This window comes from Actinomadura meyerae (assembly GCF_900188445.1).
GTDB lineage: Bacteria > Actinomycetota > Actinomycetes > Streptosporangiales > Streptosporangiaceae > Spirillospora > Spirillospora meyerae.
This window is the reverse complement of record NZ_FZOR01000052.1, coordinates 26,197-42,248: the sequence shown is the minus strand read 5'-3', so window position 1 is coordinate 42,248 and position 16,052 is coordinate 26,197. Positions and strand designations below refer to the sequence as shown.

The following is a 16,052-nucleotide window of genomic DNA, read 5'->3' as shown; positions in this document are numbered from 1 at the left end:
CGGCGGACGCGGTAGGTTCCGAGGTGACATGACCGCCACGCCACCACCGGCCCGCCCCGGGCTCCGCGACGTCGCCCGGCTCGCCGGGGTGTCCCACCAGACCGTGTCGCGGGTGTTCAAGAACCATCCGATGGTCAGCCCGAAGACCCGCGACCGGGTGCTCGCGGCCGCCGCGCAACTGGACTTCCGGCCCAACGCGGCGGCGCGGGCGCTCGCCACCGGCCGGTCCCGGACGCTCGGGGTCGTCAGCTTCGACACCGCGCTGTTCGGCCCGGCGTCGATCATCGCGGCGATCGAGCGGAACGCGCGCGCCGCCGACTTCTTCACCAGCGTCGCGAGCCTGGAGTCGCCGGGGCACGGCGCGGTCGCGGGGGCGGTCGACCGCTTCCGCGACCAGGGCGTGGACGGCATCATCATGATCCCCGGGCACGTCCCGCCGGACGAGGCGCTGCGGCACCTGCCCGGCGACCTGCCGACGGTGCTGCTCGGGCCGGAGGCCGCCGTCCCGACGGTGTCCGCCGACCACTACCTGGCGCCCAAGGAGGCGACCCGGTACCTGCTCGGCCTCGGGCACCGGACCGTCCACCACCTGCCGGGGCCGGACGACTGGTCGGAGGCGACCGAGCGGACCCGCGGCTGGCGGGACGCGCTCACCGAGGCGGGCGCCGAGGTGCCCGACTGCGCGCCCGGCGACTGGAGCGCCCGGTCCGGCTACGAGCGGGGCCGGCTCCTCGCCGCCGACCCCCGCGTCACCGCGGTGTTCGCGGGCAACGACCAGATCGCGCTCGGGCTGCTGTGGGCGATCCACGAGAGCGGCCGCCGCGTCCCGGGCGACGTCAGCGTGATCGGGTTCGACGACATCCCGGAGGCGGCGTTCCTGACGCCGCCCCTCACCACCGTCCGGCAGGACTTCACCGCCCTCGGCCGCCACTGCGTGGAGCTGCTCGTCGCACAGCTCACCGGGACCGAGGCGAACGTGCCGAAAGTCGTCCCCAGCGAGCTGGTCGTCCGCCGCAGCACCGCCCCCGCCCGCCCTTAGCGCAGGGCGCGGAGGCGGTGCATGATCTCGCCGCCGGCGAAGTGGTCGTGCAGGCTCCGGTAGATCGCGTACAGGTCGTCGTAGGCGTCGGCGCGGGCCTGATCGGGGACGTAGGCGGACGGTACCCGGCGCCCCATCGCGGCGGCGGCCGAGGTGATGTCGGGGTGGGCGCCGGCGGCGACGGCGGCGTGGATCGCCGAGCCGAGGGCCGGGCCCTGGGACGAGCCGATCACCGAGAGCGGGCGGCGCAGGACGTCGGCGTACACCTGCATCAGGAAGGCGTTCTTCAGCAGGCCGCCCGCGACGACGAACTCCCCGACGGGGACGCCGGACGCCTCGAACGTCTCCACGATCATCCGGGTGCCGAACGCGGTCGCCTCGATCAGCGCGCGGTACACGTCCTCGGGCTTCGTGGCGAGCGTCTGGCCGACGATCAGGCCGGACAGGTCGTGGTCGACGAGGACCGAGCGGTTCCCGCTGTGCCAGTCGAGCGCGACGAGCCCGTGCCGCCCGACCGGCTGCGCCTCGGCGAGCGCCGTGAGGTGCTCGTGGACGGTCCGCCCCTCGGCGGCGGCGACCTGGTTGTAGTAGGCGGGCACGCAGTTGTCGACGAACCAGGCGAAGATGTCGCCGACGCCGGACTGCCCGGCCTCGTAGCCCCACAGGCCCGGCACGATGCCGTCGGCGACGACGCCGCACATGCCGGGGACCTCGGCGAGCGCGTCCGAGGACATGACGTGGCAGGTGGACGTCCCCATGATCGCGACCATCTGGCCGGGCCGGACGGCGTCGGCCGCGGCGGCGGTGACGTGCGCGTCGACGTTGCCGACCGCGACCGCGATGCCCTCGGGGAGGCCCGTCCAGGCGGCCGCCTCCGCGGTGAGGGTCCCGGCGAGGCCGCCGAGGGGGGCGAGGTCGTGGCCGAGCTTGTCCGCGAAGCCGGCGAAGCCGGGGTGCAGCGCGGCGAGGAACTCCCGGGACGGGTACCGGCCGTCCTGGTAGATGCCCTTGTAGCCGGCCGTGCAGATATTGCGGGACTCGGTGCCGGTGAGCCGCCAGACGATCCAGTCGGCGGCCTCGATCCAGCGGTCCGCCTCCGCGTACAGCTCCGGGTCCTCTTCGAGGAGTTGCAGGCCCTTGGCGAACTCCCACTCCGAGGAGATCTTGCCGCCGTAGCGGCGCAGCCACGGCTCGCCGCGCTCGGCGGCCAGGGCGTTGATCCGGTCGGCCTGCGGCTGCGCGGCATGGTGCTTCCACAGCTTCGGCCACGCGTGCGGCCGGTCCGGGTACCGCTCGCAGAGCGGGGTGCCGTCGGCCGCCGCGGGGAGGATCGTGCACGCGGTGAAGTCGGTGCCGATCCCGATGACCCGCGACGCCGGGACGCCCGCGACGGCCAGGGCCTTCGGGACGGCGAAGCGCAGCACGTCCACCCAGTCGCCGGGCGCCTGGAGGGCCCAGTCGGGGGCGAGGCCAGTGCCGGACGGCAGCGCCTCGTCGATCACCCCGTGGCCGTACTCGTGCACGCCGTCGCCCAGGGTGGCGCCGTCCCGGACGCGGACGACCACCGCCCGCCCCGACAGCGTGCCGAAGTCGACCCCGACGACGTACCGCTCGTCCTCGCTCATGCGCCCTCCTCCGGGCCCTGCCTCGCAGACCCCGCTCTCACAGACCTGCCCTCACAGCCCCTGGGCCAGGCGGTGGTAGGCCTGGTTCCAGCGGATCTCCTTGGTGAACTGCCGCAGCGTGGTGCCGCCGTCGATGGTGAGGAGCTCGACCCCGGCCATCTCGGCGAGGTCGTCCAGCACCTCGGTGCCGAGCGCGGCCGACAGGACGGTGTGGTGCGGCGCCCCGGCGGTCAGCCACGCCTCGGTGGACGTGCGCAGGTCCGGCAGCGGGCGCCACACCGCGCGGGCGACCGGCAGCATCGGCAGCGGCTCCGGCGGCGCGACGACCTCGATCTCGTTCGCGACGAGGCGGAACCGGTCCCCCATGTCGGCCAGCCCGGCGACGACGGCGGGGCCGGGCGCGGCGTCGAACACCAGCCGCACCGGGTCCTCGCGCCCGCCGATGCCGAGCGGATGGATCTCCAGTGAGGGCCGCCCCGCCGCGATGGACGGGCAGACCTCAAGCATGTGCGCACCGAGGATCAGCTCGTTGCCGGGCTCCAGGTGGTAGGTGTAGTCCTCCATGAACGAGGTGCCGCCGGGCAGCCCGGCGGACGCCGCCTTCAGGGTGCGCAGCAGCGTCGCCGTCTTCCAGTCGCCCTCGCCGCCGAAGCCGTAGCCGTCCGCCATCAGCCGCTGGACCGCGAGGCCGGGGAGCTGCCGCAGCCCGCCGAGATCCTCGAAGTTCGTGGTGAACGCCTTGAAGCCGCCGTCGTCGAGGAACGTCCGCAGCCCCAGCTCGATGCGGGCGCCGTAGCGGAGCGACTCGTGCCGCTCGCCGCCCGCGCGCAGCGCCGGGACGACGTCGTAGGCGTCCTCGTACTCCTTGACCAGCTCGGTGACCTCGACGTCCGGGACGGCGTCCACCACCTCGACCAAGTCGTTCACGCCGTAGGTGTTCACGGAGACGCCGAACCTGAGCTGCGCCTCGACCTTGTCGCCCTCGGTGACGGCGACGTCCCGCATGTTGTCGCCGAACCGGGCCAGCTTCAGCGTGCGCAGCTCGTGGTGCCCGGCCGCCGCGCGCGCCCATGCCGAGATGCGCGCGCCGACGGACGGGTCGCTGACGTGCCCGGCGACGGTCTTGCGGGCGACGCCGAGCCGCGACTGGATGTAGCCGAACTCCCGGTCGCCGTGCGCGGCCTGGTTCAGGTTCATGAAGTCCATGTCGATCGAGTGCCAGGGCAGCTCGACGTTCGCCTGCGTGTGCAGGTGCAGGAGCGGCTTGGACAGCGCGTCCAGGCCGGCGATCCACATCTTGGCCGGGGAGAAGGTGTGCATCCACGCGATGACGCCGACGCAGGCGTCGTCGGCGCTCGCGTCCAGGCAGGTCCGGCGGATCGCGTCCGCGCCGGTCAGGACGGGCCTCCACCGCAGCGCGACCGGCAGCGCCTCGCCGAGCCGCGCGGCGATCGCCGCGGACTGCTCGGCGACCTGGCGGAGGGTGTCCTCGCCGTACAGGCCCTGGCTGCCGGTGAGGAACCAGATCTCGCGGTTCGGAAAGCTCATGGTCAGCCCCTCTGCCCGTAGACGTTCTGGTAGCGGTCGTACAACCGGTCGATGTCGCCCGCGTCCATCGGCAGCGGCTCGCCGAGCTGGCGGGACAGGTGGACGGTGCGGGCGGCGTCCTCGCACATCACGGCCGCCTTCACCGCGGCGCGGGCGTCGGCGCCGATCGTGAACACGCCGTGGTTGCGCATGAGGACGGCGGGGCTGCGGTGCCCGGCGAGCGTCTCCACGATGCCGCGGCCGATGTCGTCGCCGCCGATCAGCGCGAACGGGCCCACCGGGATCTCGCCGCCGAACTCGTCCGCCATCGCCGTCAGCACGCACGGGATCGGCTCGTTGCGCGCCGCCCACGCGGTCGCGTAGGTCGAGTGGGTGTGTACCACGCCGCCGACGTCCGGGCGGTGCCGGTACACGTACGCGTGGGCGAACACGTCGCTGGACGGCTTGAGCGGCGATCCGTCGGCCGGCTTGCCCTCCAGGTCGCAGAGCACCATCGAGTCGGGGGTCAGGTCCGCGTAGGGGACGCCGCTCGGCTTGATGAGGAAGGCGTCGTCGCTCACCCGGGCGGACACGTTCCCGGCCGTCCAGACGACCAGCCCGCCCTCGACGAGCATCCGGTGGAGGGCGGCGAGTTCGGTGCGGAGCGCGGCGGTCTCCGGCTCTGTCATGTCCGCTCCTTTGTTAGCGCTAACATCATCGGGCTGCCGACGGGGACTCGCGAGGACTGGGCGGGGACGGGCTGGGGCGGGCTGAGGACGGGCGGGGGCGGGCAGGGACGGGGCGGGGGTCAGGTGGGGCGGCGCACCCCGGTGCTCTCCCGGACGACGAGTTCGGGTTCGACGACGCGGTGCGTCCCGTCCGGGGCGGGAACCGGCCGCGCGCCGCTCTCGATCCGGTCGAGCAGCAGGCCGAACGCGCGCCGCCCCACCTCGGCGAAGTTCTGCCGGACGGTGGTGAGCGGCGGCGGGAAGTAGGCGGCCTCGGGCACGTCGTCGAAACCGACGACGCTCACCTCGCCGGGCACGTCGCGGCCGGCCTCGCGCAGCGCCCGCAGCAGCCCGAGCGCCATCGCGTCGTTGGCCGCGAACACGGCGGTGACCTGCGGGTCGGCGGCGATGCGGCGGCCGAGCTCGTAGCCGGACCGGGCGCTCCAGTCGCCCGCGGACGCGGCCGGGACCTCGCGCCCGGCGGCCTCCAGCGCGGCGCGCCAGCCGTCGGTGCGGCCGCTCGCGTCGACCCAGTCGGCGGGGCCGGCCAGGTGCGCGACGGTCTCGTGGCCGAGGCTGAGCAGGTGCCGGACGGCCCGCTCCGCGCCGGCCCGGTGGTCGACCGCGACCACGGGGAACGGCACGTCGCCGCCCGCGCCGACCGCGACCAGCGGCGTGTCGGAGGGCAGCTCCTTCAGCCCGTCGGCGGCCGACTCGTGCGGCGCGACGACCATGATCCCGTCGGCGGACTGGGCGCGCAGCCGCTCCACGCCCTCGCCGATCGAGCGGCGGTTCAGCGAGCTGAGGCTGACGATGCTGACGTTGTAGCCGTGCTCGCGGGCGGCCTGCTCGATGCTGAACACCGTGGACGCCGGGCCGTACAGGGTGGTGTCGAAGCTGACCACGCCGAGCACCCCGGACCGGCCGGTCGCGAGCACCCGGGCCGCCGAGTTCGGCCGGTAGTCCAGCGCCTGCACCGCCGCCATCACCCGGGCGCGCGTCTGCGGGCGCACCTTCTCGGGGGTGTTCAGCACCCGCGACACGGTCATCGCCGAGACGCCCGCCATCGCGGCCACGTCCTCCATCACCGCCAGCCGCCGGCCGTCGGGCGCCTCCGGTGATTCGGCGGCCACATCGCCTCCCCGAGCCGAGCCATCGCTACGCCCCGAATGTTTGCGCTAACTCCCGCGAATGTCAACAGCGGGCGCCCCGCGCCGGCGGGGCGCCCGCGGCCGTCCCGGCGGCCCGCCGGCCCGGCCCGCCGCATGGCCCGGCGTCAGTCCGCCGAGCGCCCCCGCGCGGCGAGCGCGAGCACGGCGGCCAGCAGCGCGAACCCGGCGCCGACCAGCCAGACGGCCAGGTAGCCGCGCTCGGCCGGGTCGTCCGAGCCCGCCGGGGCGGCGAGGAGCGTCCCGAACATCCCGCCCGCCACCGCCCCGCCGACGGTCTTGACGTTGTTGTAGACGGCGGTCGCCACGCCGGTGCGGGACGGGTCGGACGCCTCCGCGATCACGGTCGGCATCGCGCCGAGCGCCACGCCCATCCCGGCGGCCAGGACGGTCAGCTCGGCGACGACCAGCCACAGCACGTCGTGCGCCGCGGCGAACGCGGCGAAGCCGGCCGCCACCAGCAGGAACGACCCGATCAGGGCGTTGCGGTAACCGACCCTGCGGGCGACGACGGCGGTGGACGCCGACGCGACGACGCTGACGAGCATCGCGGGCAGCATCGCCAGCGCGATCGACAGCGACGACAGGCCGAACCCGTAGCCGGCCTCGTCCGGGTCGGTCGCGAAGAAGGTCGAGTTCGGCGACTGGCTCCCGAAGTAGATGACGCCGAACGCGAACGAGGCGAAGTAGTAGGGCGCGACGTGCCGTCCGGCCATGGCGCGCAGGTCGACCAGCGGCTCGGCGGTCCGCAGCTCGACCACCGCCCACGCCGCCAGCAGCGCCAGGCCCGCGAGGACGGGGACGAGGGTCGTCCCGGACAGCCACCCGTTGTCCCCCGCGCCGGACACCCCGGCCAGGACGGCGACGACGGCCAGGCCGAGCAGCGCGACGCCGGGCCAGTCCACCCGCCCGGTCGCGCGGCGCGCCGACTCGGGGATGGCGACGAAAGACACCGCCACGCACACCAGCGTCAGCACGGCGGGCACGCCCAGCGCGAGCCGGACGTCCCCGAACGCCTTGTCCGCGATGCCCATGCCGAGCCCGCCGAGCAGCCCGCCGAGGGTGAGCGCGCCGACGAGCCGGGCGATCGCGGAGCGGGCGAGGTCCACCGGCAGCCGGTCGCGGACGAGGGAGATCTCCAGCGGCAGCAGTGCCGCGAGCGGGCCCTGCAGGAACCGCCCGGCGAGCAGGACGGCGAAGGACGGCGCGAAGGCGACCAGGACGGAGCCCACCGCGACCGACACCAGCGCGATGCGGAGCATGCGGCGGTGCCCGTACAGGTCGCCGAGCCGCCCGAACGCGGGCAGCGACACGGCCGCCGACAGCAACTGGACGGCGATCACCCAGGTCAGCGCGGAGTCCGAGACGCCCCACTCGTCCCCGATGCTGGGCAGCACGGGCGCGATCCCGGCCTGGAGGAACCCGCTCACCAGCTCGAACAGGACGAGCAGCCCGACGACGGCGGTGACCGACACGCCGGGCGGGGCCGGCTCCTTCCGGTGCGCCGCGGTCGTCACTCGGCCTCCAGGCGGCGGACGGCCAGCTCGGCCAGCAGGGCCGCGGCGTCGGGCAGCACGGAGTCGTCGTAGACGGCCTGCGGCGAGTGGTTCATCGGCGCGGTCGCGAGGTCGCGGTCGGGCGGGCACGCGCCGAGGCAGACGAACGCGCCGGGCACCCGCTGGAGGACGAACGAGAAGTCCTCCGACCCGGCGACCGGGCGCGGCGCCTCCAGGACGCGGTCGCCGCCGAAGACGTCGCGGGCGGTGGCGAGCGCGAACGCGGCCTCGTCCGGGGTGTTCACGGTGACCGGGTACTGCTCCCGGTAGTCGACGTCGGCGGTCACGCCGTGGGCGGCGGCGACGCCGTGCACCACCCGCTCGAACCCGGCGCGGACCCGGCCGTGGGCGTCCTCGGAGAACGACCGGATCGTGGCGGTCAGCTCGGCCGTCTCGGGGATGACGTTCGCGGCCGTCCCGGCGTGCGCGGACCCGACGGTGACGACGGCGGGATCGAAGACGTCCAGGTCGCGGGTGACCATCGTCTGCAGCGCGTTGATCATCGCGCCGAGGGCGGGGACGGGGTCCTTGGCGCCGTGCGGCGAGGAGCCGTGCCCGCCCTTCCCGCGGATCACCACGTGCGCCTCGTCGGAGGCGGCCATCATCGGCCCGGGGCGGGTGACGACCATGCCGCGCGGCAGGGCGGTGGAGAAGACGTGCAGGGCGTAGGCGGCGGAGACCCGCTCCCCGGCGGCGTCCAGTACCCCCTCGTCCACCATGATCTTGGCGCCGCCCATGCCCTCCTCGCCGGGCTGGAACATCAGCACGACGTCGCCGGGCAGCTCGGCCCGGCGGGCGGCGAGCAGCCGGGCCGCGCCGACCAGGCCGGCGACGTGCAGGTCGTGGCCGCAGGCGTGCATGCGGCCGGGGATCCGCGAGGCGTAGTCGAGCCCGGTGTCCTCCTGGACGGGCAGGGCGTCCATGTCGGCGCGCAGCAGCACCGCCGGGCGGCGCTCCCCGCTCGCCTTGCCGCCGCGCAGGACGGCGGTCACCGAGGACAGTCCCCTGCCGGTGCCGATCTCCAGGGGCAGGCCGTCCAGCGCGGCGAGGACCTTCTCCTGCGTGCGCGGCAGTTCCAGGCCGGTCTCCGGCTCGCGGTGCAGGGCCCGGCGCAACTCGGTCAGCTCATGCCGCAGGTCGGCGGCGTCATCACGGAGAGACATGGCAGGTATGGTGCGGATCGCACCTTTCATCACCGCTGACATGCCGGTATCCGCCAGAAGAGCCCGATCGAATGCACGCATCAGCCGAGCTGGACGAGCTGGACCACCTGCTCGTCACCGCGCTCCAGACCGCGCCGCGCGCCGACTGGCGGCGCATCGGCGCCGCCCTCGGGGTGGACGCCTCGACCGCCGCCCGCCGCTGGGCGCGGCTGACCGCGTCCGGCCTGGCCTGGCTGACCTGCTTCCCGGCGTCGGTCGACTGGATGACGCCCGTCGTCGCGTTCATCGAGGTGGACTGCGCGCCCGGCCGGCTGCACGCGGTGGCCGCCGAGCTCGCCGAGGACCCGCACGTGTTCAACCTGGAGCACGTCACCGGCGGCCGGGACCTGATCATGACGGTGGTGCTGCGCGACAACGCCGAGCTGGCCCGGTACGTGGGCTTCCGGGTCGGTCGGCTGGCGGGCGTCATCGCGACCCGGACCCAGCTCGCCACGACCCTGCACGCCGAGGGCAGCCGGTGGCGGCTGGACCGGCTCGACCAGTCCCAGCGGGACCTCCTGGTCGGCGCCCCCGAGCGCGGCACGGGCGACTGGGCACTGCGGCCGGGAGACGAGGACCTGGTGCGGCTGCTGGTGCGCGACTGCCGCCTGCCGGTCGCGCGGCTCGCCGAGGGCAGCGGGCTCAGCCCGACGACCGTCCGGCGGCGGCTCGCCCGCCTGCACCGGGGCGGGGCGCTGGTGTACCGGTGCGAGGTCGCCCGGTCGGCGTCGGGCTGGCCGGTCACGGTCTACCTGTGGGCGACCACGCCGCCGGACGAGGTGGCGCAGGTCGCCGGGAAACTCGCGGGCATGCGGGAGACCCGCATGTGCGCGTCGCTGTCCGGCCCGCACAACCTGCTGTTCGCCGTGTGGCTGCGCTCGGTGGAGCACGTGCAGTCGTTCGAGGCCGGGCTGCGGCGGCGCTTCCCGCGGCTCACCGTGGCCGACCGGGCGGTGGCGCTGTGGCAGCTGAAGCTGGCGGGCCAGCTCCTCGACCCGCGCGGCCGGCACCTGCGGACCGTGCCGTTCTGGACGTGGGACGACCCCGGCACCGAGGACGAGCAGGCGGCGCTCGTGGCCCGGCTGCGCACGGGCGAGCGGCCCTCCCCTGCCCGCCCCGGCCCACCGGCCGCCGGGTAACCTCCCGCTTACCGGTCGCCCCCGAACGCGAGGAGCCCCCATGACGGACCAGCCGGACCTGACGGACCAGACGGAGCTGAGCGCCGCCGAGACCGTGCGCGCCGCCGACACGACCATCCACGACATCGGCTCGAAGTGGATGCTGGACCCGGCCGTCTCCGAGCACGGCACCCGGCTCGGGTACGCCAACCCGTTCGCGTTCTACTTCGCCGGGCGCGCCGGGGTGCTCGGGGACGTCGACGGGAGCGTGGCGTGGTCCGCGCTGGGCTTCTTCGAGCCGGGCGTCGTCCGGGCCATGTGGGACGAGGGTGTCGCGGTCGCGGGGGCGCGGGAGGCCGCGCGGCGGTACGCGCGCGCGTTCACGGCCTGGGCCGAGGAGCGCGTCCCCCATGACCAGCGCCTATGCGAGCTGGCCGAGCGGGTCGCGGACGCGGCCGACGGCGCGGGCCTGCCGCTCTTCTGCGGCTGGCGCGCCGAGCCGCGGCCCGATCCCGGCCCCGGCCGCCTGGTGCAGGCGCTCCAGGTGCTGCGCGAGCTGCGCGGCGGGATGCACCTGGTCGCGACGACGGCGGTCGGGCTGACCCCGCTGGAGGCCGTCCTCACCAACGAGGGCGAGGGCAAGGCGAAGTTCTGCGGGTGGCAGGGCGGGTTCCCCGACTGCACCGCGCTCAAGCCCCGGCTGGCCGAGGCCGAGGAGATCACCGACCGGCTGTCCGCCGCGGTGTACGAGCGGGCGCTGTCGCCGTCCGAGCGCGCCGAGTTCGCCGGCCTGGTCGCGAAGGCGGGCGCGGCCGTCCTCCCCTGACCGGCGTCCTCCCCTGACCGGCCCTGGCCGGGCTCGCCTGATCGGTTTGTCGCGGCCGGACAAGGCCACCGCGGAAATTGTGCGAAGGAGCGACTGTCGTCGGGAGATCGACGGGTTCATTGTTGCCCTGTTACCGATCACCTCCGGAAGGAGCCCGTGATGGGGCGACCCCCACTCCCCCTGACGGCCCTCGCCGCGTCCCTCCTCGTGCTCGGCGCTGCGGCCGGGCCGGTCGGCGCGCGCGAGGCCGACAGGTCCGAGACGCCGGTGGCGTCCGGTTCGCCGGTCACCGACGTCGCCGAGTCGGTGGTGCGGGTCAGGGTGCCGCTGCCCGCCGCCGCCGGCCCGCGCCCCGAAGCCTGCGACTGGCTGTCCTACCTGCGGTTCCGGCACAAGGACGGGCCCGCCGAGTCGGCCCGCGCCGACAAGATCCTGGTCGCGCAGCCCGGCATCTTCGAGGGCGCGGGCGCGTTCGACAGCGTCGCCCGCAACACCGTGTCGGCGGCGGCGAAGAGCGGGCGGCACATCGAGTTCTGGGCGCTCGACCGGCGCTCCAACTGCCTGGAGGACCGCACCGGCGTCCTGGCCGGCCTGAAGGCGAAGGACGTGCACCTCGCCGTCGACTACTACTACCGGCAGAAGGAGGTCGACGGCCGCACGTTCGCCGGCTACCAGACCAACGACCAGGTGAAGTGGCTCCAGACGGTCGGGCTGGCGCAGACCGTCCGCGACCAGTACGACCTGATGGCACGTGAGCTGCCCGACCAGGCGGAGCGCAAGCGCCGGATGATGTGCGGCGGCCACTCGCTCGGCGGCGTCCTGACGGCGTACTTCGCCGAGTGGGACTTCGACGGGAATCCCGCCACCACCGGCGACGCCGGGTACAACCAGTGCTCCGGCTACTTCGCGCTCGACACCCGCATCGCGAAGGGGCTCCCGGGCCTGGGCGGCGAAACCCCGGCGGAATGGGTCCCGCTCGTGGAGTTCGGCGCGGGCGCCGTCCAGGCCGGGCTGGAGACCGGACTGGTGCCGCGCGCGCTGTCGGCCCCGGCCGTGGTCAACACCGAGACGATGAACCTGCTGTCCATCGCCGGCCTCGCCGCCAACCTCGACCCGGGCGGCCTCTCCGACCTCGCGACGTACGTCCCGTCCGGGTTCAACCAGGACATGACGTACCGGCTGCTGTTCTCCAAGGACTACCCGACCTTCCTCACGGGCTCCCCGTCCGTGAAGGACTTCCGGTTCACCAACGCCGCCGCGCTCGGCGGGCTGCTGGACGACAACTCCGAGCCGCTCGCGTTCATGCAGGCCAGCGTCGGCTTCTGGGACGGCGGGAAGATCGTCGACAAGGAGTTCCCGGCCCCCAACAACCTCGACGAGATCGGGCTCAGCGGCCTCGCCCGGCTGCTCGGCACGGACAAGAAGGCGATCCCGGACGAGCCCGGCGGCCCGCTCTACTCCTGGCGCAACTACGACCGGATCGGCGCCCCGGACGATCCCGGTCACACCGCGAAGGACGGCAAGCCGTTCACGTCCGCGGGCAAGGAGGTCACCGACATCGCCGAGCTGGCCCGCAGCCTGTCGGAGCACCCGCTGGACTTCACCGAGCACTACTTCCCGACCAAACTGATCACCGACATCGCGCTGGCGGGCGCGCCCGGCATCGCGGACGGCGCCGTGCACGGCGGCGGCATCGCGGCGAACCCCGTCCTCAACCTGGAGGCGGGCGACGGGCTCGGCGCCGCCGACCCGCAGCCCGGCGACGTCATCGCGCCCGGCTACCAGCACATCGACGTGCTCACCGCGTCCGCCGTGCAGAACGACGGGAGGCCGGAGCCGATCTCCACGGCCCTCGCCGCCTTCGCGGCCGGATGACGCCCGCGCCCGCCGCCCGGCCCGCGAAGAAGGGTGTTTTGCGGGACGGGCGGCGGGTAGGTGGACGGCGCGCCGAAGTGAGGGGTGGTGTGACGTGGGCGTTCGTACCTGGATCGAGTCATGGCCCGTCTACCGCCAGTTCACCGGCGGCGACCCGCTCGGGCGCGGGGCGGCGGCGAAGAGCGCCGGGTCCGAGCGGATCAAGGCGCGGGTCAGCACCGCCGACCGGGTCGTGAAGTCCGTCTGCCCGTACTGCGCGGTCGGCTGCGGCCAGGACGTCTACGTCACCGACGGCAAGGTGACCCAGGTCGAGGGCGACCCCGACTCGCCGGTCAGCAGGGGACGGCTGTGCCCGAAGGGCTCGGCGACGCTCCAGCTCACCACCGGGTCCGCGCGCGGGCAGCAGGTGCTGTACCGGCGGCCGGGCGGCACCGACTGGGAGCCGCTCGACCTCGGCACCGCCATGGACATGATCGCCGACCGGGTGATCGAGGCGCGCCGGCACGGCTGGCAGTGGGAGCAGGACGGGCTGCGGGTGCGGCGCACGCTCGGGGTCGCGAGCCTCGGCGGGGCCACGCTCGACAACGAGGAGAACTACCTGATCAAGAAGCTGTTCACCGCGCTCGGCGCGGTGCAGATCGAGAATCAGGCCCGCGTTTGACACTCCTCCACCGTTCCCAGTCTGGGAACCTCGTTCGGGCGCGGCGGAGCGACCACGTTCCAGCAGGACCTGCAGAACTCCGACTGCATCGTCATCCAGGGCTCCAACATGGCCGAGTGCCATCCGGTGGGGTTCCAGTGGGTGATGGAGGCGAAGGCGCGCGGCGCGACGGTCATCCATGTCGACCCGCGGTTCACGCGGACCAGCGCCCTGTCGGACCTGCACGTCCCGCTGCGGGCGGGCAGCGACATCGCGTTCCTGGGCGGGATCATCAACTACGTCCTGGAGAACGACAAGTACTTCCGTGACTACATCGTCGCGTACACCAACGCGTCCGTCATCCTGACGGAGGACTTCCGCGACACCGAGGACCTCGACGGCGTGTTCTCCGGGCTGAACCCGGAGACGCGGAGCTACGACCACAGGACGTGGCAGTACGAGGGCATGGAGGTCCAGTCGGCGGCCGGCGAGCGCGACATGTCCTACAACGAGCGCGTCGGCCGCGCCGATTCCGCCGAGGAGGCCGAGGCGTCCGCCGAGTCCGTCGAGGAGGCGGCACGGGGCGAGGCGCACGGCTCCGGCGGCGCGGCGATCGGCGAGGGCCACCCGCCGCGCGACCCCGGCCTGGAGCATCCGCGGTGCGTCTTCCAGGTGCTCAAGCGGCACTACGCGCGCTACACGCCGGAGATGGTCGAGCGGATCTGCGGCGTCCCGCAGGACCAGTTCCGCAAGGTGTGCGAGATGCTCACCGAGAACTCGGGCCGCGACCGGACGTCCGCGTTCGTCTACGCGGTGGGCTGGACGCAGCACACGGTCGGCGTCCAGTACATCCGGACGGCGGCCATCCTGCAGAGCCTGCTCGGCAACATCGGGCGGCCCGGCGGCGGCATCCTGGCGCTGCGCGGCCACGCGTCCATCCAAGGCTCGACCGACATCCCGACGCTGTTCAACCTGCTGCCCGGCTACATCCCGATGCCGCACGCGCACAGCAACGAGGACCTGGACGCCTTCGTCCAGGCCGAGTCGGCGCGCAAGGGCTACTGGGGCAACATGCGCGCCTACGCCGTCAGCCTGCTGAAGTCGTACTGGGGCGACGCGGCGACCGAGGACAACGACTACTGCTTCGACTACCTGCCGCGGCTGACCGGCTCGCACAGCACGTACGAGACGGCGATGGCGCAGATCGACGGCGTGTGCAAGGGCTTCTTCCTGATGGGCGAGAACCCGGCGGTCGGGTCGGCCAACGCCAAGATCCAGCGGCTCGGGATGGCGAACCTGGACTGGCTCGTCGTCCGCGACTTCTCGCTGATCGAGTCGGCGACCTGGTGGAAGGACGGCCCGGAGATCGAGTCGGGCGAGCTGCGCACCGAGGACATCGGCACCGAGGTGTTCTTCCTGCCCGCGGCCGCGCACACCGAGAAGGACGGCAGCTTCACCAACACGCAGCGGATGCTCCAGTGGCACCACCAGGCGGTGGAGCCGCCCGGCGACGCGCGCAGCGACCTGTGGTTCACCTACCACCTCGGTCGCATCATCCGGGAGAAGCTCGCCGCGTCGGACGACGAGATGGACCGGCCGATCCTCGACCTCACCTGGGACTACCCGACCAAGGGCGCGCTCGACGAGCCGGACGCGGAGGCGGTGCTCGCCGAGATCAACGGCTTCGACGCCGACGGGAACCCGCTGTCGTCCTACACCCAGCTGAAGGACGACGGGTCCACCCGGTGCGGCTGCTGGATCTACTGCGGCTGCTACGCCGACGGCGTCAACCAGACCGCGCGCCGCAAGCCCGGCAAGGACCAGCACTGGGTCGCGCCCGAGTGGGGCTGGGCGTGGCCCGCCAACCGCCGCATCCTCTACAACCGGGCGTCCGCCGACAAGGACGGCAACCCGTGGAGCGACCGCAAGGCGTACGTCTGGTGGGACGCCGAGCAGGGGAAGTGGACGGGCCACGACGTGCCGGACTTCATCGCCGACCGCCCGCCCGACTACAAGCCGCCCGGCGACGCGACCGGCCCGGACGCGCTCGCGGGCGACGACCCGTTCATCATGCAGGCGGACGGCAAGGCGTGGCTGTTCGTCCCGGCGGGGCTGACGGACGGCCCGCTGCCGGCGCACTACGAGCCGCAGGAGTCGCCGTTCACGAACCCGCTGTACGGGCAGCAGCGCAACCCCGTCCGGCAGCTGCTGCCGCCGCATCCCGACAACCGGTACGCGCCGAGCGACGGCTCGCCGGGCGCGGCCGTCTACCCGTACGTCGCGACGACGTACCGGCTCACCGAGCACCACACGGCGGGCGGCATGTCGCGGTGGCAGCCGTACCTGGCGGAGCTCCAGCCGGAGTTCTTCTGCGAGGTGTCACCGGAGCTCGCGGCCGAGCGCGGGCTGGAGCACGGCGGCTGGGCGACGATCGTCAGCCCGCGCGCCGTCGTGGAGGCCCGCGTCCTGGTCACCGAGCGGATGCAGCCGCTCGTCGTGGACGGCCGCACGATGCACCAGATCGGCCTGCCGTACCACTGGGGGCCGAACGGCTACAGCACCGGCGACGCCGCCAACGAGCTGCTGCACATGTCCCTGGACCCGAACACCCACATCCAGGAGGCGAAGGCGCTGTCGGTCGACATCCGGCCGGGCCGCCGCCCGCGCGGCGCCGCCGCCGACGAGCTGGTCCGCGCCTACCGCAGGCGGGCCGGCGTCACCGACGAGACGGGCACCGAGGTCTGACG

The 16,052-nt window shown here is 73.9% G+C and carries 11 protein-coding genes; 5 read left to right on the top strand and 6 right to left on the bottom strand.

Translation table 11 applies throughout. From position 1 onward, the window contains the following. Positions 1-28 precede the first annotated feature (28 nt). Positions 29-1,039: a LacI family DNA-binding transcriptional regulator gene (locus CHF16_RS34970; RefSeq protein WP_089330465.1), complete on the top strand. Its 1,011-nt coding sequence runs from the start codon at positions 29-31 to the stop codon at positions 1,037-1,039. Here CHF16_RS34970 and araB read toward each other — a convergent pair. The 6 genes from araB to CHF16_RS34940 form a co-directional block, all read right to left on the bottom strand. After that, the gene (gene araB, locus CHF16_RS34965) at positions 1,036-2,664 is read right to left on the bottom strand and encodes a ribulokinase (RefSeq protein WP_089330464.1); all 1,629 of its coding nucleotides are present in this window, start codon (positions 2,662-2,664) and stop codon (positions 1,036-1,038) included. The two genes, CHF16_RS34970 and araB, sit on opposite strands and share 4 nt — an antisense overlap. Positions 2,665-2,715: 51 nt before the next feature. Continuing rightward, the gene (araA, locus tag CHF16_RS34960) at positions 2,716-4,212 is read right to left on the bottom strand and encodes an L-arabinose isomerase (protein WP_179271852.1); all 1,497 of its coding nucleotides are present in this window, start codon (positions 4,210-4,212) and stop codon (positions 2,716-2,718) included. 2 nt (positions 4,213-4,214) lie between these two features. After that, positions 4,215-4,880, bottom strand: a complete 666-nt coding sequence (locus CHF16_RS34955) for an L-ribulose-5-phosphate 4-epimerase (protein ID WP_089330463.1) — start codon at positions 4,878-4,880, stop codon at positions 4,215-4,217. Positions 4,881-4,999: 119 nt separating this feature from the next. Further along, a complete protein-coding gene (locus CHF16_RS34950; RefSeq protein WP_245869713.1) occupies positions 5,000-6,052 on the bottom strand; it encodes a LacI family DNA-binding transcriptional regulator in 1,053 nt (350 codons plus the stop codon). Between the two features lie 143 nt (positions 6,053-6,195). After that, positions 6,196-7,605 (bottom strand): MFS transporter, encoded by a 1,410-nt coding sequence (locus tag CHF16_RS34945; protein WP_089330462.1) that lies wholly within the window; start codon positions 7,603-7,605, stop codon positions 6,196-6,198. Beyond that, on the bottom strand, positions 7,602-8,807 hold the full coding sequence (locus tag CHF16_RS34940; RefSeq protein WP_089330461.1) for a M20 metallopeptidase family protein: 1,206 nt from the start codon (positions 8,805-8,807) through the stop codon (positions 7,602-7,604). The genes CHF16_RS34945 and CHF16_RS34940 overlap by 4 nt, the downstream gene beginning before the upstream one ends. 71 nt (positions 8,808-8,878) lie before the next feature. Here CHF16_RS34940 and CHF16_RS34935 point away from each other — a divergent pair, with 71 nt between their 5' ends. The 4 genes from CHF16_RS34935 (at position 8,879) to fdh (ending at position 16,050) form a co-directional block, all read left to right on the top strand. Then, positions 8,879-9,985: an Lrp/AsnC family transcriptional regulator gene (locus CHF16_RS34935; RefSeq protein ID WP_089330460.1), complete on the top strand. Its 1,107-nt coding sequence runs from the start codon at positions 8,879-8,881 to the stop codon at positions 9,983-9,985. Positions 9,986-10,025: 40 nt separating this feature from the next. Beyond that, positions 10,026-10,790, top strand: coding sequence for an SCO6745 family protein (locus CHF16_RS34930; RefSeq protein WP_089330459.1), 765 nt, complete (start codon positions 10,026-10,028; stop codon positions 10,788-10,790). A gap of 159 nt (positions 10,791-10,949) precedes the next feature. Beyond that, a complete protein-coding gene (locus CHF16_RS34925) occupies positions 10,950-12,665 on the top strand; it encodes a hypothetical protein (protein WP_218826987.1) in 1,716 nt (571 codons plus the stop codon). Positions 12,666-12,759: 94 nt separating this feature from the next. Continuing rightward, a complete protein-coding gene (fdh, locus tag CHF16_RS34920) occupies positions 12,760-16,050 on the top strand; it encodes a formate dehydrogenase (RefSeq protein WP_089330458.1) in 3,291 nt (1,096 codons plus the stop codon). The last annotated feature ends 2 nt before the right edge of the window (positions 16,051-16,052 follow it).

Coding starts and splice junctions, on each gene's coding strand:
- CHF16_RS34955 (WP_089330463.1), bottom strand. CDS start 4,880: ATGACAGAGCCGGAGACCGCCGCGCTCCGCACCGAACTCGCCGCCCTC.
- CHF16_RS34925 (WP_218826987.1), top strand. CDS start 10,950: ATGGGGCGACCCCCACTCCCCCTGACGGCCCTCGCCGCGTCCCTCCTC.
- CHF16_RS34935 (WP_089330460.1), top strand. CDS start 8,879: ATGCACGCATCAGCCGAGCTGGACGAGCTGGACCACCTGCTCGTCACC.
- CHF16_RS34940 (WP_089330461.1), bottom strand. CDS start 8,807: ATGTCTCTCCGTGATGACGCCGCCGACCTGCGGCATGAGCTGACCGAG.
- araA (WP_179271852.1), bottom strand. CDS start 4,212: ATGAGCTTTCCGAACCGCGAGATCTGGTTCCTCACCGGCAGCCAGGGC.
- CHF16_RS34930 (WP_089330459.1), top strand. CDS start 10,026: ATGACGGACCAGCCGGACCTGACGGACCAGACGGAGCTGAGCGCCGCC.
- CHF16_RS34970 (WP_089330465.1), top strand. CDS start 29: ATGACCGCCACGCCACCACCGGCCCGCCCCGGGCTCCGCGACGTCGCC.
- araB (WP_089330464.1), bottom strand. CDS start 2,664: ATGAGCGAGGACGAGCGGTACGTCGTCGGGGTCGACTTCGGCACGCTG.